Annotated in this window: 16 protein-coding genes; 4 read left to right on the forward strand and 12 right to left on the reverse strand. The window is 64.6% G+C overall.

Going from position 1 to position 19,599, the window contains the following annotated elements:
• Positions 1 to 84: 84 nt before the first annotated feature.
• From AC1VON_RS27100 to AC1VON_RS27135, 8 genes are all read right to left on the reverse strand, one after another.
• Positions 85 to 771, reverse strand: coding sequence for an aspartyl/asparaginyl beta-hydroxylase domain-containing protein (locus AC1VON_RS27100; RefSeq protein WP_483125475.1), 687 nt, complete (start codon positions 769 to 771; stop codon positions 85 to 87).
• Between the two features lie 57 nt (positions 772 to 828).
• Entirely contained in the window at positions 829 to 2,322 is a 1,494-nt protein-coding gene (locus AC1VON_RS27105) for an efflux transporter outer membrane subunit (RefSeq protein WP_483125476.1), read from the reverse strand.
• An 11-nt stretch (positions 2,323 to 2,333) separates the two neighbouring features.
• A complete protein-coding gene (locus tag AC1VON_RS27110; RefSeq protein WP_172349522.1) occupies positions 2,334 to 5,501 on the reverse strand; it encodes an efflux RND transporter permease subunit in 3,168 nt (1,055 codons plus the stop codon).
• 4 nt (positions 5,502 to 5,505) lie between these two features.
• Positions 5,506 to 6,768 (reverse strand): efflux RND transporter periplasmic adaptor subunit, encoded by a 1,263-nt coding sequence (locus AC1VON_RS27115; RefSeq protein ID WP_483125477.1) that lies wholly within the window; start codon positions 6,766 to 6,768, stop codon positions 5,506 to 5,508.
• Positions 6,752 to 9,901, reverse strand: coding sequence for an efflux RND transporter permease subunit (locus tag AC1VON_RS27120; protein WP_483125478.1), 3,150 nt, complete (start codon positions 9,899 to 9,901; stop codon positions 6,752 to 6,754). The genes AC1VON_RS27115 and AC1VON_RS27120 overlap by 17 nt, the downstream gene beginning before the upstream one ends.
• Positions 9,898 to 11,049 carry an efflux RND transporter periplasmic adaptor subunit gene (locus AC1VON_RS27125; RefSeq protein ID WP_483125479.1) on the reverse strand — a complete coding sequence of 384 codons (1,152 nt, stop codon included), beginning with the start codon at positions 11,047 to 11,049 and terminating at the stop codon, positions 9,898 to 9,900. The genes AC1VON_RS27120 and AC1VON_RS27125 overlap by 4 nt, the downstream gene beginning before the upstream one ends.
• Positions 11,030 to 11,242 carry a hypothetical protein gene (locus tag AC1VON_RS27130; protein WP_483125480.1) on the reverse strand — a complete coding sequence of 71 codons (213 nt, stop codon included), beginning with the start codon at positions 11,240 to 11,242 and terminating at the stop codon, positions 11,030 to 11,032. The genes AC1VON_RS27125 and AC1VON_RS27130 overlap by 20 nt, the downstream gene beginning before the upstream one ends.
• Positions 11,243 to 11,365: 123 nt before the next feature.
• Positions 11,366 to 12,082, reverse strand: coding sequence for a hypothetical protein (locus AC1VON_RS27135; RefSeq protein ID WP_483125481.1), 717 nt, complete (start codon positions 12,080 to 12,082; stop codon positions 11,366 to 11,368).
• A 212-nt stretch (positions 12,083 to 12,294) separates the two neighbouring features.
• On the opposite strand from AC1VON_RS27135, the gene AC1VON_RS27140 reads away from it, so the two are divergent.
• Together AC1VON_RS27140 and AC1VON_RS27145 are read left to right on the forward strand one after the other, a co-directional pair.
• Positions 12,295 to 13,020 (forward strand): response regulator, encoded by a 726-nt coding sequence (locus AC1VON_RS27140; protein WP_483125482.1) that lies wholly within the window; start codon positions 12,295 to 12,297, stop codon positions 13,018 to 13,020.
• A complete protein-coding gene (locus tag AC1VON_RS27145; protein WP_483125483.1) occupies positions 13,017 to 14,258 on the forward strand; it encodes an ATP-binding protein in 1,242 nt (413 codons plus the stop codon). Before AC1VON_RS27140 ends, AC1VON_RS27145 begins: the two co-directional genes overlap by 4 nt.
• A gap of 73 nt (positions 14,259 to 14,331) precedes the next feature.
• Here the strand turns inward: AC1VON_RS27145 and minE are convergent, their stop codons facing one another.
• The 3 genes from minE to minC form a co-directional block, all read right to left on the reverse strand.
• Complete coding sequence (gene minE, locus AC1VON_RS27150; RefSeq protein ID WP_172349517.1) at positions 14,332 to 14,604, reverse strand: cell division topological specificity factor MinE; 273 nt, start codon at positions 14,602 to 14,604, stop codon at positions 14,332 to 14,334.
• Positions 14,601 to 15,416 (reverse strand): septum site-determining protein MinD, encoded by an 816-nt coding sequence (minD, locus tag AC1VON_RS27155; protein ID WP_172349516.1) that lies wholly within the window; start codon positions 15,414 to 15,416, stop codon positions 14,601 to 14,603. The genes minE and minD overlap by 4 nt, the downstream gene beginning before the upstream one ends.
• 137 nt (positions 15,417 to 15,553) lie before the next feature.
• On the reverse strand, positions 15,554 to 16,378 hold the full coding sequence (minC, locus tag AC1VON_RS27160; protein WP_483125484.1) for a septum site-determining protein MinC: 825 nt from the start codon (positions 16,376 to 16,378) through the stop codon (positions 15,554 to 15,556).
• Between the two features lie 892 nt (positions 16,379 to 17,270).
• Here minC and AC1VON_RS27165 point away from each other — a divergent pair.
• Positions 17,271 to 18,461 (forward strand): hypothetical protein, encoded by a 1,191-nt coding sequence (locus AC1VON_RS27165; protein ID WP_483125485.1) that lies wholly within the window; start codon positions 17,271 to 17,273, stop codon positions 18,459 to 18,461.
• Between the two features lie 37 nt (positions 18,462 to 18,498).
• Complete coding sequence (locus AC1VON_RS27170; RefSeq protein ID WP_483125486.1) at positions 18,499 to 19,356, forward strand: hypothetical protein; 858 nt, start codon at positions 18,499 to 18,501, stop codon at positions 19,354 to 19,356.
• An 81-nt stretch (positions 19,357 to 19,437) separates the two neighbouring features.
• Here AC1VON_RS27170 and AC1VON_RS27175 read toward each other — a convergent pair whose 3' ends face one another.
• Positions 19,438 to 19,587, reverse strand: a complete 150-nt coding sequence (locus AC1VON_RS27175) for a hypothetical protein (protein ID WP_140773983.1) — start codon at positions 19,585 to 19,587, stop codon at positions 19,438 to 19,440.
• Positions 19,588 to 19,599: the final 12 nt, after the last annotated feature.

Below are 19,599 nucleotides of genomic sequence, written 5' to 3' on the forward strand. Positions count from 1 at the left end.
GCCGGCAGGCACAGCCTCGTTGCATCGGACCAAGGGCGGGCCAGCCTGTTACGCCGTCGCACGGCGTTGTCACCCGCCGCTGGTTCAGCCGCCGAACGACACGCCCCTGCGGCGCATTCCCGCCTGCACGCCGCGCACGATCAGCCTGGACAGGACTTCCATGTCCCAGGGCATTCCTGGACGCCAGACATCCAGGAGCAGGGCTATGCGGGCTTCATCGGCATTGTTCATCACCTCGTGAAGATAGGTATCGTCCCACAGCATGCCTTCGCCGTCGGTGATCCGTTTCTCCTGATGGTCGATCATCATGACGGTTGCCGGGCGGCCATCGGCCTGGCGCGGGATGACCAGGCCGAGGTGAAACCGCATGATCCCGCGGAAGGGTCCGCGATGGCTGGGAATGTGCTTGCGCGGCGCGAGGAACGAGACAGCAGCCGATTTGACTTCGGGGCATTCGGCAAGCAACCGGCTGAGAACCGGCATCCGCGCAAGGTTCTCGGGAACCGCCATGTCGTAGGCCTTGAGCACGAACATGCGCCAGTCGAGACCGTCATTGGCCGAGATTTCGGCCTGCTCGGGCATGATGTCGTGAAAACGCGGGACCTTGCCCAGATGCACGCCCAGCGCTTCGTCGCGGATCTCACGCCAGGCGTCGATGAATTTCGCCGCGTTGGGAAATTCGGTATCGGTATCGAGGATCGCCGGCGCCTCTATCCGCTTCTCATAGACACGCCGGATCACATCGGATGCAAGATCGTAGGTACGGGACATCGCATTGCCTCCACGCTATCATAAACGGACGGCCCCGGGTTTGCTTACACATCTTGTTCACTGTGCCGTCATCGTCGACGCCAGTCTTGGCCCGGTCTTGACGTCGATGATCTCGGGCTTCGCGCTGTCGAGCGCGCCGTCCCAGCCGCCACCGAGCGCCTTGTTGAGGGCGATGTAGTTGGTCGCCAGCAGCACGCGGCTTTGCAGCAGCGAATCTTCCGCCGTGTAGAGGGAGCGCTGGGCGTCGAGCACGTCGAGCAGGCTGGTCTCGCCGGCCTTGTAGAGCGTGCCTTCCAGGCTGGCCGCCTCGCCATAGGATTTGGCCGACGAGGCAAGCTTGCCGATCCGGATGCGCTCCTGCGCCATCAGCACCAGCGCATTCTCGACATCCTCGAGCGCGGTCAGCACCGAGGCGCGATAGGCGATGAAATACTGGTCGCGCTGCGCCCGGGCGACGTCGGCCGCCGCCTGCAACTGGCCGGCGTTGAACAGCGGCACGCTGAGCGAAGGCCCGAACGACCAGCCGATCGACGAATTCTTGCCGAGATCGCCGAGATTGAGGGCCGCCGTGCTGATGTTTCCCGTCAGGCTGACCGAGGGATAACGCGCCGCCTCGGCCTGGCCGACCTTGGCGGTGTATTGCGCGTATTGCCGCTCAGCCATGCGCACGTCCGGGCGCGACAAAAGGATGTCGGCGGGAATGCCGGTCGGCATCGGCAGGCGCGGCGACGGGATCGGTTTGCCGCGCTTCAGCCGCTCGCTGAGTGCGGCCGGCGGCCGGCCGGTGAGCACCGACAGGCGATGCACCGCCTCGGCATAGCTTGCCTCCAGCGTCGGAACCTCGGCCTCGGTGCCGGCCGCCTGCCCCATCGCCTTGGCGACGTCGGCGGCCGTCGCCGACCCCGCCAGCGCCATGGTGCGGGTGAGTTCGGCGGTCTGCCGCTGCGAGGCGGCCGAACGCCGGGCGAGCGCGATGCGGGCCTGGTAACCGCGCGCCTGGGTGTAATAGGACGCGACATCGCCGACCAGGGTCAGAAGGGTCGAGCGCAATTCCTCTTGCGCCGCGTCCACGCCGTAGCGCGCGGCCTCGACGCCCCTGCGGTTGGCGCCGAACAGGTCGAGCTCCCAGCTGGCGTCGAAACCGGCTTGGTATTCGCTGTAGATCGAATTGGTCCCCGCCGTGGTCGTGGACGACTTGTTGCGCGTCACCGAGCCGGAGCCATCCACGGAAGGCAGCAGCGTGCCGGCGCTCTGGCGATAGCTGGCGCGCGCCTCGCGGATCTTGGCCTTGGCGGTGGCGACGTCGAGATTGCCAGCGACGGCTTCCTCGACAAGCGTGTTGAGCTGCGGATCGCGCAGGCGCTGCCACCATTGCGACAGCTGCGCCGGCTGGACGGATTTCGTCGGCTTCTCACCGCTCCAGTTTGCCGGCATCGGCAGGATCGGCGACTGGTAATCCGGGCCGACAACGCATCCGCTGAGCAAAACAGCCGTAATCATGGGCGCAATGAGCCGCCCCGCGGCCACAGGGCCACGTTCAAAACCTGTCATGGGAAGTTTCCTTATTGCTGGTTGGCTGTCGCTGGCTTCTCGTCCGTGCCTTGCCCGAGATCCGGCCCGGTATCCTGTTTGGCCACCCTGCCCTTGAAGATGCGCCGCACCGTGACGAACAGCAGCGGCACCAGGAACACGCCGATCACCGTCGCCGCGATCATGCCGCCCATCACGCCGATGCCGACCGAGTTCTGCGCGCCCGAGCCGGCGCCGCTGGCGATCGCGAGCGGCGTGACGCCGAGGATGAAGGCCAGCGACGTCATCAGGATCGGCCGCAATCGCTGTCGCGCCGCTTCCAGCGTCGCCTCGACCAATCCCATGCCGGCCGTCTGCCGCTCGATGGCGAACTCGACGATCAGGATGGCGTTCTTGGCGGCCAGGCCGATCGTGGTCAGCAGGCCGACCTTGAAATACACGTCGTTGGTCTGGCCGAAAAGCGTTGCCGCAGCGAGCGCGCCGAAAATGCCGATCGGCACCGACAGCATGACCGCGAACGGGATCGACCAGCTCTCATAAAGCGCCGCCAGGCAGAGGAACACGACCAGCGCCGAAATCGCATAGAGCGACAGCGCCTGGTTGCCGGAAAGCCGTTCCTGATGCGACAGCCCGGTCCATTCGTGAGAATATCCGGGCGGCAGCTGCGCCACCAGCCTGTCGATCTCGTCCATCGCCGCGCCGGAGCTCACGCCGGCCGCCGCCGCGCCCTGGATCTCGACCGCCGCCGAGCCATTGTAGCGTTCCAGCCGCGGCGAACCGAACGTCCAGTGGCTGGAGGCGAAGGCCGAGAACGGCACCATGGCGCCGCTGGCATTGCGCACCTGCCATTTGTCCAGGTCTTCCGGCTGCATGCGGAAATTCGCGTCCGACTGCATATAGACCGGCTTCACCCGCCCGCGGTCGATGAAGTCGTTGACGTAGTCGCTGCCCCAGGCGCTCGACAGCGTGTTGTTGATGTCGGCGAGGCTGACGCCGAGCGCGCTGGCCTTCTCCTGGTCGATATCGATCGAGAATTGCGGCTGGTCCTCCTGGCCGTTGGGCCTGGTATTGGCGAGCAGCTTGCTCTGCGCGGCAAGACCCAGCAGCTGGTTTCGCGTCTGGATCAGCGCGTCATGGCCGGCGCCGTTGACGTCCTGCAGGTAGAAATCGAAGCCGTTGGTGTTGCCGAAACCCTGGATGGCGGGCGGGGCAAGCGCGAAAACCTGCGCATCCCTGATCTCTCGGAAGGCGCCCATGGCGCGCCCGGCGACCGCTTGCGCCGACAAGGCCGGCGATTTGCGCAGGCTGAAATCCTTCATCGGCACGAAAGCGATGCCGACATTCTGCCCGGCGCCGCCGAAGCCGAAGCCGGAAGCCGTGAAGACGCCCTGGACAGCGTCCTTTTCCTGCTTGAGATAGTGGTCGGTCACCTCAGCCAGGACACGCTCGGTCCGGTCCTGCGTCGCACCGACCGGCAGCGACACGCTGGTGATCAGGATGCCCTGGTCCTCTTCCGGCAGGAACGAGCTCGGCAGCCGGGCAAACATCCAGCCCATGGCGACGACGATGGCGAGGAACACGGCGAGGAAGCGCCAGGACCGGTTGATGATGCCCTGCGAACCGTCGCGATAGGCTGTCGTGCCGCGGTCGAAGACGCGGTTGAACCAGCCGAACGGGCCCGTCTGCGTCGCATGGTCCTTGGGCCGTTTCAGGATCGTGGCGCAGAGCGCCGGCGTCAGCACCAGCGCGACCAGCACCGACAGCACCATGGCCGAGACGATGGTGACCGAGAACTGCCGGTAGATGATGCCGGTCGAGCCGCCGAAGAAGGCCATCGGCACGAACACCGCCGACAGCACGGTGGCGATGCCGACCAGCGCGCCGGTGATCTCGTTCATCGATTTTCGCGTCGCCTCTTTCGGCGATAGATCTTCCTCCGCCATCACGCGTTCGACATTCTCGACCACGACGATGGCGTCGTCGACCAGCAGGCCGATGGCCAGCACCATGGCGAACATGGTCAGCGTGTTGACCGAATAGCCGAACAGCGACAGCACGCCGAACGTGCCGAGCAGCACCACCGGCACGGCGATGGTCGGGATGATGGTCGCCCGCAGATTCTGCAGGAAGATGAACATCACCAGGAACACCAGCACGATCGCCTCGGCCAGCGTCTTGACCACCTCCTCGATCGACAGCCGCACGAAGGGCGAGGTGTCGTAGGGGTAGACGACCTCGACGCCTTGCGGGAAAGTCGAGCTCAGCCGGTTGATCGTCGCGCGCACCGCTTCCGCCGTGCTGATGGCGTTGGCGCCGGTTGCGAGGTTGACGGCGACGCCGGCCGCCGGCTGGCCATTGTATCTGGCTTGCGTCGTATAGCTCTCGGCGCCGAGCTCCACCGTGGCGACGTCGTTGAGGCGAACCAGCGAACCGTCGGTCTGGCTCTTCAGGATGATGTTGCGGAACTGTTCGGCGGTCTGCAGCCGGCTCTTGGCCGTCACCGTGGCGTTGAGCTGCTGGCCCTTGCGTTGCGGCATGCCGCCGAGCTGGCCGGCCGAGACCTGCGTGTTCTGCGCCTCGATCGCCGAAGCCACGTCGCTCGGCATCAGCGTATATTTGGCGAGCTTGTCGGGATCGAGCCAGATGCGCATGGCATAGCTGGAGCCGAACAGCTGCGTCGAGCCGACGCCTTCGACGCGCTTCAGCGTGTCGTTGATGGTCGAGTCGACGTAGTCGGCAAGATCGGTCGAGTTCATCTTGCCGTCGCTGGAGACGAAGCCGATGACCATCAGGAAGCCGGTCGAGGATTTGGAGACGGTGATGCCATTGCTCTGCACCACCTGCGGCAGCTGCGACTGCACCAGCTGCAGCTTGTTCTGCGTCTGCACCTGGGCGGTGTCGGGATCGGCCGCGCTGGTGAAGGTCAGCGTGATGGTGGCCGCACCGGTCGAGGTCGAGGTCGCCGTCATGTAGTCGAGATTGTCGATGCCGGTCATGCCTTGCTCGATGACCTTGGTCACCGAGTTCTCGACCGTTTGCGCGTCGGCGCCCGGATAGTTGGCGCTGATGTTGACCGTGGTCGGTGCGATCTGCGGATATTGCGAGATCGGCAGCGTGGTGAGCGCGAGCAGGCCGCCCAGCATGATCACGATGGCGATCACCCAGGCGAAGATCGGCCGGTTGATGAAGAATGCTGACATCGCCTCAGTTCCCGGTCGACTGGCTGCTATCGGCCATCTTGGACGTGGGAGATGCGGCCGAAGAGGTCTGCGCCCGGTCCTTGACCTCGCCGGTGGTCTCGTCGATCGTCACCTCGACGCCCGTCGCGTCGCCGCCCGCGCGCACCAGCTGCAGGCCCTCGACGATGACACGGTCGCCATCGCCGACGCCGGAATCCACCAGCCAGTTGTTGCCGACACTGTTGCGCACGGTGAGCACGCGCGTCTCGACCTTGCCCTGCGCGTTGATGATCATGGCGGTCGCCTCGCCCTTGGTGTTGCGGGTGACGCCGCGCTGCGGCACCAGGAAACTGTTCTGGGCGACGCCCTCTTCGACCAGCGCGCGCACATACATGCCCGGCAGAAGCAGGCGGTCGGGATTGGGGAACTCGGCCCGCAGCGCAAAGGTGCCGGTGGTCTGGTCGACATTGGCGCCGGCGAATTCCAGCTTGCCGGTCTGGTTGTAGATGGTGCCGTTCTCGAGCTTGAGCTTGACGCTGACATTGGGGCCGCTGAACTTCAGCCGGCCCTCATTGATGGCCTGGCGCAGATTGAGCAGGTTGGTGCTCGACTGCGTGACGTCGACATTGATCGGATCGAGCGAACGGATGGTGGTGAGCAAGGTGTCCTGATTGGCGGTGACCAGGGCGCCTGGCGTCAGCGACGACTTGTCGATGCGGCCGGCGATCGGCGCGGTGATCTTGGTGTAGTCGAGATTGATGCGCGCGCTTTCGACACTGGCCTTGGCGGACGCCACATCCGCATTGGCCTGTGCCAGCGTTGCGGCGGCATCGTCATAATCCTGTTTGGAAACAACGTTCTGCTTCAGCAAGCCGGCATAGCGGTCGAACTTGGCCTGCGCCGTCGGCACCGCCGCTTCGGCCTTCTGCTGGGCCGCCTGCGCGCTGTCATAGGCGGCCTGGTAGCTCGCCGGATCGATGAGATAGAGCGGTTGCCCGACCACCACCTCGCTGCCCTCCTTGAACAGGCGCGCCTGGATGATGCCGTTGACCTGCGGGCGCACATCGGCGGTGAGCGAGGCTGACGTGCGTCCCGGCAGTTCGGCTGTTATCGCCACCGACTGCGGATGCAGCGTGACGACGCCTACTTCCGGCTTGCTTGCACCGGCCATGCCGGCGGGAGCTTTGCTCCCCTCCTGCGAACAGGCAGCCAGGAGAACCGTCGCGGCGAGCGCTGCGGCCCATGGCGCGAGCCGGCGGCGGGAAGACGGGCTAGACTGGATGGACATGGCCTGGATGATCTTTCGCTGAAGTTGCGGTCGCCGTCTGGCTGTCGGGGTCGGATCGTTCAACCAGCAGCCGGGCGAGATGCCGGCCGAGGAAGCGCTGGATGTCGTCCATGAAAGTGTAGACAACGGGAACATAGACGAGGCTGAGCACGGTCGAGGAGATGAGCCCGCCGATCACGGCGATCGCCATCGGCGCCCGCGTTTCGGCGTCGGCGCCGATGCCGAGCGCGATCGGCAACATGCCGGCGCCCATGGCGATCGATGTCATGACAATGGGTCGTGCCCGCTTGCGGGCGGCATCGAGCAGTGCGTCGAAGCGGCTCATGCCACGCTCCTTCTGAGCGACCAGGGCGTACTCGACAAGCAGGATCGAGTTCTTGGCCGCAATGCCCATCAGCATCAATATCCCGATCAGCGGCGATATGCCAAGCGCCTTGCCGGTAATCAGCATGAAGCCGAGCGCACCGCCGATCGACAGCGGCAGCGCGACCAGGATTGTCACCGGGTGCACGAAACCGCGAAACAACAGCACCAGCGTCAGGTACATCAGCAGAATGCCGGCGGCGATCGCTGTGGCAAAACCCGAAAACAGCTCCTGCATGCGCGCCGCGTCGCCGCGCGCCAGCTCATCCACGCCGGCCGGCAGGTTGCGCATCGCCGGCAAGGCATGGATGGCGGTGGTCGCCTGGCCGAGCGTCAGGCCGGAAAGGTCTGCCTCGACAGTGGCGCTGCGGCTGCGCCCCACCCTTGTGATGCTATTTGGCCCGGCATTGAAGCCGATATCGGCGACGGCGCCGAGCGGCACCGTGCCCTTGCTGCCGATCAGCGGCAGCACGGCCAGTTTCGCCGGATCGTCGATGGCGCCGTCGGGCAAGGTGACGACGATCGCCACCTGGCGGTCGCCGAGATTGAACTTGGCCAGGCTGGTGTCGGTGTCGCCGATGGTGGCGATCTTGACTGTCGACGCGATCTCGGTCGGTGTCACGCCAAGCTCGGCCGCCCTCGCGCTGTCGGGGCGCACGATCAGTTCCGGCTTGGTCGTCGCCGCCGTCGAGGTCGGGTTGATCAGGCCGGGCACCGACTTCATCGCGTCGATCAGCGCGTCACTGGCCTTCTGCAGCGCCTCGCCATCGTCGCCGACCAGCGTAATCGCCACCTTGGCGCCGGCAAAGCCGTCGGCGCCGAACTGGATGCGGGCACCCGGGATATCGTTGAGCTTCGGCGAGGCCTCGGCCTCGAACTGTTGCTGGCTGACGCTGCGCTCGCCGCGCGGCTTCAGGTTGACGGTGACGTTTGCGCTGCGCACCTCGGCCGAGGTCGAGCCGCGGTTCGGCCCGCCGCCGGATGAGGCCGCGGTGCCGATCGTGGCGAAGATGCTGTCGACGGCCGGCTCGTCCTTCAGGCGCCTGGTAATGTCCTGGACGACAGCTGTCGTCTGTTCGATCGTCGACCCCGGCTGCAGCTCGACCGAGATCATCGAGCGGCCGCGATCGGTCGCCGCCATGAATTCGGTCGGCAGTTTGGTTGCCAGCGCGAGCGAACCGGCGAAGAAGGCGATGCCGGCGACAAGTGTGATCCAGCGATGGTCGAGCGCCTTGCGCAGCAGCCACAGATAGGTCGGCACCCAGGCCGGCAGGTCCTCCTCGCTATGGCCGCCGGCACGCACCAGATAGGCGCCCATCAGCGGGGTGAGCATGCGCGCCACCAGCAGCGAGAACAGCACCGACACGCAGACGGCGACGGCAAAGGAGAAGAAGAATTTTCCCGGAATACCCGGCATGAAGGCGACCGGCAGGAACACCGCGACGATGGTCGCCGTGGTCGCCACCACGGCAAGCCCGATCTCGTCGGCGGCCTCGATCGCCGCCTGGTAGGCGCTGGCGCCGGTCTGGCGCATATGGCGCACGATGTTCTCGATCTCGACGATGGCGTCGTCGACCAGGATACCGACGACCAGCGACAGCGCCAGCAAGGTGATGTTGTTGAGCGAGATGTCGAACGCCGCCATGACAGCGAAGGTCGGGATCAGCGACAGCGGCATGGCGACCGCCGAAACCAGCGTCGCCCTGATGTCGCGCAGGAACAGCCAGACGACGCCGATGGCGAGCAGCGCGCCGAGCCATAGCGCCTCGAATGCGGCGTCATAGCTTTCCTGCACGAAACCGGATGACGAAGTGACTTCGGTGAATTTCGCGGTGTCGGTCTTCGACGCGATGCCCGCGATCGCGGCGCGCGCGGCCTTGACCACGTCGATCTCGCTCGACCCGACCGACCTGTAGACGTTGAAGGCAACGACCTGCCTGCCGTCGAGATAGGCGGCCTGGCGCGGCTTTTCCCAGCTGTCGACCACCCTGCCGAGATCCGAGAGCTTGACGCCGCCGGCGCCCGACAGCGCGATGCGCGTATCGCCCAGCGCCTCGACGGTGCCGGCGCTGGCCAGCGTGCGCACCGACTGCTCCTGGCCACCGACGCTGGTGCGGCCGCCCGGCTGGTTGACATTGTTGGAGGCGAGCGTCTGGCTGACATTGCCGGCGCTGATGCCGAGTGCGGCCAGACGGTCCGGATCGAGCTCGACGCGGATGACGCGGTCGACGCCGCCCGAACGGGTGATCTTGGAGACGCCGTCGACGCCGAGCAACGCCTTGGCGACATCATTGTCGATGTACCAGCTCAGCGCGTCCGGCGACATCGAGGGGGCCTCGACGACGTAGGTCAGCACCGAATTGCCGGTTGCGTTCATCTTGGCCACGACAGGCGTCTGCGCGGCCGCCGGCAGGCTCGACTGCACTTCGGACACGGCGTTGCGGACATCGTTGGTCGCGGTCTCGGGATCGGTGCCGAGCGTGAATTCGACCGTGGTGACGGACGCCCCCTCGCTGATCGAGGTCGAGACGTCGTCGACGCCTTCCAGCGTCGCCACGGCGTTCTCGACCACCCGCGCCACCTGCACTTCCATTTCGCTCGGCGCCGCGCCCGGCTGCGAGACGGTGACGGTGACCGTCGGCAGGTCGATGTCGGGCATGTTGTTGGTGCGCAGCTGCATGAAGCCGTAGAGGCCGGCAATGGTCAGCGACAGGAACAAGACGATGGTCGGCACCGGGTTGCGGATCGACCAGGAGGAGATGGCGTTCATCGCGCCGCCTCCGTCAGCTTGCCGGCATCAGTGCCCGCTTGCGCATCGGCGATACGCACCAGATTGCCATCGCTGAGGAAGCCGGCGCCGGCGACAACGACTCTGTCGCCCTCCGACAGCCCGCTTTCGATGGCGACGCGGCCGTTCCGGTGCGCGCCGGTGGTGACCGTACGCGCGGCGGCCTTGCCGGCGGCGTCGACCACGAAAACCCTGGGCTTGCCGTCCTGCCAGACAAGGGCGGCCTCGGCGACATCGAGCCTTTGCGAGGTGGCGCCTGCGATCGAGACGCGGGCGAACATGCCGGGCTTTAGGCCCGAGCCTTCGCCGAGCGCGACATAGACGGTGGCGAGCCGCGTCGTCGAACTGACCGTCTCGGCGATCGAGGACACGCTGCCGGCAAAAGTCCGCCCGGAGGCGTCGACGACGCTTGCCGCCTGCCCGACCTTGACCAAAGGAAGGTCCTTTTCGGGAACAAGCACGCCGACCTCAAGCCTGCCGTCGCGGATGATCTTCATCAGCTCGGTGCCTGCCTGGACGATCGAGCCGGCAACCGCGGGCCGGCTGGAGACGATGCCGTCGAAAGGCGCGCGGATGGTCGCCTGGTCGAGTTCGGCCTGCAGCCTGTCGGCGGCGGCCCTGGCCTGCTCGACCGAGGCCCGGCCGGTCTTGACGGCGGTCGCCTTGTCTTCCGCCGTCTCGGCGCTGATCGCCTTGCTGGCTAGCAGCCTGTCGGCGCGGCCGGCGGCGGAGATGGCCGTATCCAGCGTCGCCTGCGCCTGGTCGACCGCGGCCTTCTGCTCGGCCAGCTGTGCCTTGAGCACCGAGGCGTCGAGCCGCGCGACGACATCGCCGGCCCGCACATGGTCGCCTTCGGAGACAAGCACTTCCGTCAACTTCAGGCTGGACGTCTCGGCGCCGACAGTCGCTTCCTGCCAGGCGGCGACGGTGCCGGTGGCGCTGATCGACGAGGCGATCGCCTCGGAGCGCACCTTTTCGACCGCGACCGTCAAACTGGCCCGCGGCGCCGCCACCGCCTGTGCGGCAGGCTCGACTGTCGAGCGGCCATAGGCGTTCAGCGCCGCCATGGCGACCAGGACGATCAGCACGGCGGCCAGGACAAGATAAGTCTTACGCGATCTTGCGGTCATGATGTCCGTGGCCGTTGGGCTGCCGCGAAACCGGCAGCGACAGGCGCCAGGCGGCAAAGTGCAAGCGCACCGCGCGCTTCAGCGTGTCGGCGGGCAACGCCGCCGGCACGGCGGCGTGATTGGCGCGCTGGCCGAGCGAGAGCCTCGGGCTCAGCGACGCGATCAGCCGCAGCATCATCAAGGCTTCCCACATTGCCGAGCTTCCATTGTGCGTGATTTGAAGGGTGGGATGGCTGGATATGTCAGCCATCCCACGGGACCGGCCGGCCCGAGAACGGGTTGGGCGCGGGCCGGCCGGCGCAGCCGGCTGGAGTTATCAGCCATTCCCGGGCTGGGGTGGCGGAAGCTGCCCGCCCTGGTCGGGCGGACCTCCAGGTGCGGCTGCATCATTCGGCGGGCCGCCCCAGGGACCGGGGGGTGGTCCGTGAGGGCGTTCCGCCGAAGCGAGAATTTCGAGTTGTTCGGGAGTGAGCTTGGCGCGCAGCACGGCGATCGCATCCTTGAGCTTGGCGGCCGAAGCCGCGCGCGCGGTGATGTCGTCGGCCAGCCTTTCCTGGAAGGCGAAGGCATCCGGCTTGCCGCCCGGAACCGCATCAGGCCCCTTTGCCTCGGGTTCTCCGGGACCGCCAGTGCCGCCGGGGCCGCGATCAGGCCGGGGCGGCGAAAGCACCGCCTGGAGCGCGCTGGTGTAGTCGCGCCAGGCGTCGAGCTGCTCGCTGCGGATGCCGACGCGCGTCTCGAGCGCCGCCAGCCGGGCGGCCAGCATGAATTCCGGCGGCGGTCCCATGCGGCGGGGACCAAAGCCTTCCGGGCCAAAGCCCTGCCGACCCCAGCCTTGCGGACCCCAGCCTTGCGGACCATGCCGCATCGGGCCATGCGGGCCAAAACCCTGCGGTCCGGGCATCGGGCCGTCCTGCATGGCCATGGCGGGCGGCGGCGCGCCGGGAGCGGGTCCGGCATCGGGCTGCGCCGCCAGCACGGGATGAATCGCGGCGACGGAAAACAGGCCGAGCGCAAGAAGTCTGCTTCGCATGGATGGTGTTCCTTTCTCTCATGCATCGGACGGCCATGAGGATAGGAAGCCTGTTTTTCCGCTTCGCGTCGGCATGTTGCCGAAGGTTTCCGCAAAGCGGCAATTTGTTTCCGAATGTTTCCCGCCCCCGGCCAGAAACATTGCGTTGCAATTTTCCATGCCGCCGGCGAGCGCTCTCCCTATAATCACCGCCAAGCAAAGGGCACCGCATGATGCAATCACAACCCCATATCCTCGTCGTGGACGACGACCGCGAGATCAGGACGCTTCTGGGCCGCTACCTCGACGGCCAGGGTTTTCGCGTCTCGGTGGCGGCCGACCGGCGCGAATGCGAGCAGAAGCTGGGTGCTGGCCAGTTCGACCTCGTCGTGCTCGACGTCATGCTGCCTGATGGCTCGGGGCTCGACATCTGCCGTGCCTTGCGCGATCGCAAGCCGCACGTCCCCGTCATTCTGCTGACGGCGCTGAAGGAAGATGTCGACCGCATCATCGGGCTGGAACTGGGAGCCGACGACTATCTCGGCAAGCCCTTCAACCCGCGCGAGCTCACCGCCCGCATCCGGGCCGTGCTGCGGCGCGCGGTTCCCGAGGAAGCGCCCGCGCCCCGCGCCCGCATCTACCGCTTCGCCAGCTATCGGCTGGAGCCGGACACCCGCAAGGTGATGGATGCGCGGGGCGAACTCGTCGACCTCACCGGCGCCGAGTTCGATCTGTTGCAAGTGTTCCTCGACCGCCCTGGCCGGCTGCTGTCGCGCGACCAGTTGCTTGACCTGACGCAAGGCCGCGAGCGCGACCCGCTCGAACGCTCGGTCGACGTGCTGATGAGCCGGCTGCGCCGCAAATTCTCCGATACCGGCGACGGCCCGTTGTTCAAGACCGTGCGCAATGGCGGCTACCAGCTGACCGCGCGCGTCGAGGCGGTGGAGGCGCAGGCGTGAATTCGCTGCGCCGCCGCCTCATCCTGCTGCTGGTCCTTTCGATCGTCGGCGTCGTCGGCCTGGCGACGGCCGCCGTCCTCAGCGTGCGCGGCGGCAGGCCGCCGCCGGAGCTGACCGTGCCCTGGATCGCCCAGCAGATGGAACTCGTGGTGCGGCTGCTGCCGGGCCCGATACCGGATGTGCTGCGGGTGCAATTCACGGACCATCCGGCCGCCGGCAAGGTCGCCCGCGCGGAAACGGAGATGCTCAACGATATCCTGCAACGCCGCGGCTTCGACCTCATGGCGATCATCAGCCAGAAGCCGGACGAACCCGGCCAGATCGCCTCGGTGCAAATGCCCGACAGGCGCTGGGCGATCATGGAGGTGCCGCACGTCAACCCGCCCGGGCGCGAATGGCTGGTCCTGGCCGGCTGGATCTCGCTGATCGTGGCCGGCGCCACCGCCGTCTCGGTGTACTTCACCTCGGTGCTGATCCGGCCGCTGGAAATGCTGGAGGCCGCCGTCTCCAAGATCGGCAGCGATGGCGTGCTGGCGGCGGTGCCGGAAGTGGGCTCGGCCGAGGTCAAGGCGACCGCGCATGCGCTGAACCAGCTGTCGTCGCGGCTCAGGACCGCCATGGAAAGCCGCATGCGGCTGGTCGCCGCCGCCGGCCACGATCTGCGCACGCCGATGACGCGCATGCGGCTGCGCGCCGAATTCCTCGACGAGGAGCGTGACAAATGGCTTCACGACCTCGACGAGCTCGACCGCATCGCCGACAGCGCCATCCGCCTGGTGCGCGAGGAGGTGGACCAGGATGCCGTCGAGCCGCTCGACCTGGAAAAGATGGTGCGCGACATATCGGCCGAAATGGTCACGCTCGGCCATCACGTCTCGGTCGGGCATCTGGACAAGGTTTCGGTGCGCGCCGGCGCGCTCGGCCTGCGCCGCGCGCTGCGCAACCTGATCGTCAACGCCGCCACCCACGGCAAGGCCTGCGGCATCGACCTCGCGCTCGCCGACAGGCGCGCCGTGCTGACCATTTCCGACAACGGCCCGGGCATTCCGCCCGACCTCATCAACAAGGCCTTCGAACCTTTCTTCCGCGTCGATCCCGGCCGCCAGCAGTTCATTCCGGGCGCGGGGCTGGGCCTGGCCATCGCCAAGGAGATCATCGAACGCTATGGCGGGACGGTGACGCTGGAGAACCGCGAAGGTGGCGGGCTGGCGCAGACGGTGGTGTTCAAGGCTGTGTGAGGGGTGCGGCGCGGCCCCCCCACCCCGATCCGCTTTGCGGATCGACCCTCCCCACAAGGGGGAAGGTAAAGAGCTATCCCGCGATCGCCATCGGCACAGCGCTCTTGTTGGGGATCTGGATATCGATCTCCAGCGTCGACATGGTCTCGCCGCGGTCCATCGAGACCTGCAGGTAATCCTGGTCGATCTGCACGTGCTTGGCGATGACGGCCATGATCTCCTCGCGCAGGATGGAGACCAGGTCGGGCTGGCTGCGGTTGCGGCGCTCATAGGCGAGCAGCACTTGCAGCCGCTCGCGCGCCACCGGCGCGCTGGAGCGCCGCTTGAAGATGTCGAGCAGGTTCATGCCGCCCTCCTTCCCAAAAGACGATCGAGGAAGCCCTTGCGCTCGAAGGGCACGATGACAGGCAATTCCTCGCCCTCAAGCCGCCTTGCGGCTTCGATGTAAGCCTTGGCCGCCGAATTGAGCGGCTCCGACAGCGTCACCGGAGAACCGAGGTTGGAGGCGCGGAGCACATCCTGGCTTTCCGGAATGATGCCGAGCAGCGGCACCGACAGGATTTCCAGCACATCGTCTATGCTGAGCATTTCACCCCGCGCGGCGCGCGCCGCGTCATAGCGGGTGACCAGCACGTGCTTGGCGATCTGCTCGCCCTGTTCGGCACGCATGGTGCGGGCGTCGAGCAGGCCGATGATGCGGTCGGAATCGCGCACCGACGACACTTCCGGATTGGTGACGATGACCGCCTCGTCGGCAAAGCGCATGGCGAGCTGCGCGCCGCGCTCGATGCCGGCCGGGCTGTCGCAGAACACGTAGTCGAACACCGAGCGCAGCTTGTCGATGACTTCGCCGACGCCCTCTTCCGTCAGCGCGTCCTTGTCGCGCGTCTGCGAGGCCGGCAGCAGGAACAGCGTCTCGACCCGCTTGTCGCGGATCAGCGCCTGCGACAGCTTCGCCGTGCCCTGGATGACGTTGACGAGGTCGAACACCACGCGGCGTTCGGCGCCCATGATCAGGTCGAGATTCCTGAGGCCGACGTCGAAATCGACGAGCGCCACCTTCTTGCCGGTCTTGGCCACGGCGGCACCGAGCGCCGCCGTCGAGGTGGTCTTGCCGACGCCCCCCTTGCCCGAAGTGACCACCACTACCTTGCCCATCAAAAAGCCTCCGTTGTTGTTCGTTTTGTTGTTCCGGGCCGGCTTGCCGGCCTTCAGTCGGCCGCACCGGCTTTGTTTCTCAGTCGGCCGCCCTGACGGCCTTCGGTTCAGTCAGTCGCTCCAGCTCCCAAGTCGCTTCAGCTCAAAGTCTCGACGCGCAGGCCGTCGCCGTCGAGGAAGGCCTGCACCGGTTTTCCGCGCGACACCCCTTCCATCTCCTCGGCGGTGATGTACCAGCCGTCGACGGACAGAAGCTCCGCCTCGTTGCGGCGGCAGAAGATGCGCGCGCTGGTGTTGCCCAGCGCACCCGCCGAAGCGCGCCCGCGCAGCGTGCCGTAGACATGGATCGAGCCGGCGGCGACGATCTCCGAACCGGACGCGACCGAGCCCAGCACGATGACATCGCCATGCGCATGCATGATCGCCTGGCCGGAACGGATCGGCGCCTTGATCATCAGCGTGCCCGAATCATAGTGCGAAACCTGCGGCTCGCTTTCCCCAATCTTGCTTGCGCCAGCCTTGCCCTTCGCAACGCTGCCGGCGTGCGCGTCCATGCGGTGGTCAGACGCCCTGCCCTCGGCCTTGCTGTCCGATGTGCCGGAACCCTCTTGCCCACCCTTGCGGCCCGGCAACAACCCATCCGTCGTCGCCTCCTTGGCGCCGACCAGCAGCGGCGGCAGTTCAGGGCCGAGCACAGCCCCTTCAAGCTCGATGGCATAGATGCGAATGCCGCGCGTACCAAGCTCCGCCACAAGGGCCGCGATCTCGCTCGGCGCGGGCTTGAGCACGTTCAAATCCAGCAACACCGGCCGCCCGGCAAAATAGCCCGGCGAGTTGCCGATCCAATGATCCAGCCCCTGCAACCACTCCACCATGGGCGCTTCCGGGGTCAATGTGAAAGCGACGAAAGAACGGGCACGAAAGCGAATGGATTTGGCCTCGAGGGGAGCGGCAAAGGTCACGGCTGGCGAATCCTTACTGAGAGGTAAACGCTAGCGAGGGAATGGTTAACGAATGGTTAATGAGGGAGGGTTAAGGACCGTTGAAATTAAGGTTCCTGACAGAGCCCCTGCCGACCTTTTCAGCGAATGAGCCGGCTGCGCATTCGGTAGCCTCAACGCCACTGCCATAAAAACCTCAAGTGAGAAGAATGGCCAGCGCCTGTTGTCAAAAATAGTCGTGTGTAACACGCTGCCCAATACTTGTGCGAATTCATGCACCACGTAATGGTACCGGCGGGTGGATTTATTGAAAAGTGGGGGAATAGTGAAATGCGCTGTTTTGACAATATCGGTATTGGCCGGCCTAGCAGGCTGCGCCACGCCGCCGGAGAGGATTTCGGGAATTCCAAATTCAGGCCCTTGCACACAGGCTGATAGGGAGCGCCTGGCCGTCATATCCAACCAGCAGAATAAGGCTGCGACTGGAGATGCGTTGGGCGTGTTCTTGATTGGCGTGCCGGTGGCGTCGATGTCGGGGGGTGATCATGAAGCCGAGATTGCCATCCTCAAAGGGCGCTGCGGTCCGCCGAAGACTTAGAACGCCCGAAATATCGTCAAGATCGGTAACTGCGGTGCTGTGTATGTTTATTGTCCGGCAAAAAATAGCCCGGCGAGTCGCCGATCCAGTGATCCAACCCCCGGGCCGTTCTAACGAACCTAGTAGGGCTGCCGAAGGGATCGCATCGGAGTCGTTTGGCTCTCCATCTCAGAGGCTTGGCAAGTAGAATCAGCAAACGCATCGCTCCAAGTACAAACCGCTTGGCGCGTGCCTCTCGTTGGCTCATTTGTAGGCCCTTGCTTTCATACCCATGTGTCGCGACACTACCTCAAAGTAGGCATGGGGGATTTCCGGGTGGACGCTGAAGCTAAAACTACAATTGATGAATTATTCGAGCTTAAGGGCGCTAATAGGGAGGCGAAGGCATACGCATTCCTATGGGCAGCTTTTAGGCGCACGGAGATCAGCGCAAACCCAGTACGCGATGCGCTCGATTGCCTTATTCCGTTCGTCGCGCCCTACACGAACAAGATTGCCGGAAAGCAAGTCACAGCCCAGGGCATCCAGACTTACCTCAAACAGGACTTCGGTTTTGACATCCCTCAGTACGCGATTGACCAACTTATCAAGGCACTCGCTCAGCAAGGCTTTGTGGCATATCGTCAGCAGGTTAAGGCCCACTTTGCCGTACCACACGAGAGCAAATTCGATGTTGTTAAGTCGGAGATTGAGACCGAGTTCGATGACATTACTGCCGAGCTAGCAGCTTACGCTGAGACGGTTGGCTTCACGGTGAAGCCCCCACCGTCGGGGACATGGGGACAGGCACTTATCGCGTTCTTGCGGGTCCGTACTGATAAGGGCGCTGCAGGTATTGTGAAGATAAAAGGGGCGCTAATTGATCCCAGTTCGGCCGAGATGGCGGTTGTCGCCACTTTTATCCGCAAGCTGAACACGGACTCACCCGAGCATTTTGAAAAAATTGTCCACATCTTCATGGGCGTATTGATTGAGGACTTCATCTCGTCAATCACGGAAATCGGCACACTCAGCCTCGATAAACCTGTGACGGTGTTGTACGACACCGCCGTATTGCTTCGGCAGTTGGGATGTTCCGGCAAGAGTCTGAAAGTGGCCACTGAGGAATTGACGCGCTACTTGCAAGATCTTGGGATGGAAATTCGATATTTCTCTGGCAACGAGGCTGAAGTATCCAACATCCTAAATACCATCGTGTACGTTAAAGACACGGGAGGGGAATTGGAGGGTGAGACGGCGGCCGCGATCGCGGACGGAGAGGTTACGACAACCAGCCTCCGCATGTTGCAGAATAACTTTCCCGAGCAGTTGGCACGGTTCAATATATTTCCAGCGGGAACGCTGGAATCCAACGCTGCCGATGCCGCTCGCTTTCAAATCGATGAGGCGGGCTTCTCCACTTATCTCGTCACCCAAGCAAGGAAGTCCGGACGCCTATACAGCGAGAAGAACCGCACCAATGACTTCTGGTTTTCTCGCATGGATTATGCGACTGCGGCGCGGTAACAGAACCCGCGATCTCGCGGATTGCGGGTACGTCTTCGTGACGCCCAACACCTTTCTCGCCTATGCGTCGAGGCGCTTCCTCATCGAGGAACGGATGCTTGGTTACAACAACTTCCCTCCAATTATCTCGCTCGGGCAGATGGCCACCATTGCCTGGCTCCTGAAAGATCAGACGATTCCGCCTGAGAAGGCGGGGCGCGAGCTTTTGACCAACTGCTTCGCCGCAGTTCGGCCCGACGCAGAATGGTTCAAGTATTTCCGCGAGGGCATAGAGCAAGTCGTTTCCGACTCATTGGAGGATTATTCAAGCAATGGCACTAACGCGTTGACCATCCAGGCCGCGCGCAGGATTGCACAGGACGAGAGTTTTGGTAGTTCCGCCATCATGCGTCAGCTCAATATGGCCGAGATATTGAGCCGGGCCGAAGCCGAACAGAAGCGCATGGTCGAGGAGCAAGAGGCGAGACTAGCTGATCATCGAAAGCGGGCCGAGGAAGAGAAGGCTTCAATCGTGCAACAGATGGAGCAGACCAAGGTTGAGGAGTTGGAGCACGCGCGCCTTCGTGAGCGAAGCGCCGTTGATGTAGCCGTTGCGGAGGCTAAAGCTGAAATCCGGGCTCAACTCGATGACGAGAAGAAAAGGACGGCCAGTGTGCGCGCACATCGGGTGGTGACGGGGTTGAAGGTCTTGTTATTGCTGGCACTAGTTTGGGTTGTAGGCGATGCCTTTCTCCTACAAAATGAAGAAGCTCACTCTTCCAGGACTTTGTGGGTTTTGAGTGGCATCCTATCCGTTATGACGATTCTTGCGTTTGCGGACCTCTTCAAATTGCGGTTCATGGAACCGTTCTTTGATGGATTGCACAAGCGGCTTGCTCACTTATTCGGCGGCTAGCCGCGCCATCCAAAACCGGAGACTGGCGGGTGCAAGACCTACTGACATTGCAACCGCCAGGATATGGTAGCACCCACCCCCTCAGTGCCTCTTAAAATACTGCACCTCCTTCTCATGCTTCTCCGCCGCTTCCCGCGTCTCGAACGTCCCCAAATTCCGCCGTTTCCCGGTCTTCTCGTCCTTCTTGCGGGAATAAAGCCGGTATTTGCCGTCCTTGAGTTTGCGGATCATATCGCTCTCCCT

It is taken from the genome of Mesorhizobium sp. HAY1-8B (genome assembly GCF_056868045.1).

Coding starts and splice junctions, on each gene's coding strand:
- minD (WP_172349516.1), bottom strand. CDS start 15,416: ATGGGCAAGGTAGTGGTGGTCACTTCGGGCAAGGGGGGCGTCGGCAAG.
- AC1VON_RS27120 (WP_483125478.1), bottom strand. CDS start 9,901: ATGAACGCCATCTCCTCCTGGTCGATCCGCAACCCGGTGCCGACCATC.
- AC1VON_RS27140 (WP_483125482.1), top strand. CDS start 12,295: ATGCAATCACAACCCCATATCCTCGTCGTGGACGACGACCGCGAGATC.
- AC1VON_RS27175 (WP_140773983.1), bottom strand. CDS start 19,587: ATGATCCGCAAACTCAAGGACGGCAAATACCGGCTTTATTCCCGCAAG.
- AC1VON_RS27105 (WP_483125476.1), bottom strand. CDS start 2,322: ATGACAGGTTTTGAACGTGGCCCTGTGGCCGCGGGGCGGCTCATTGCG.
- AC1VON_RS27135 (WP_483125481.1), bottom strand. CDS start 12,082: ATGCGAAGCAGACTTCTTGCGCTCGGCCTGTTTTCCGTCGCCGCGATT.
- AC1VON_RS27100 (WP_483125475.1), bottom strand. CDS start 771: ATGTCCCGTACCTACGATCTTGCATCCGATGTGATCCGGCGTGTCTAT.
- AC1VON_RS27130 (WP_483125480.1), bottom strand. CDS start 11,242: ATGTGGGAAGCCTTGATGATGCTGCGGCTGATCGCGTCGCTGAGCCCG.
- minE (WP_172349517.1), bottom strand. CDS start 14,604: ATGAACCTGCTCGACATCTTCAAGCGGCGCTCCAGCGCGCCGGTGGCG.
- AC1VON_RS27110 (WP_172349522.1), bottom strand. CDS start 5,501: ATGTCAGCATTCTTCATCAACCGGCCGATCTTCGCCTGGGTGATCGCC.
- AC1VON_RS27125 (WP_483125479.1), bottom strand. CDS start 11,049: ATGACCGCAAGATCGCGTAAGACTTATCTTGTCCTGGCCGCCGTGCTG.
- AC1VON_RS27115 (WP_483125477.1), bottom strand. CDS start 6,768: ATGTCCATCCAGTCTAGCCCGTCTTCCCGCCGCCGGCTCGCGCCATGG.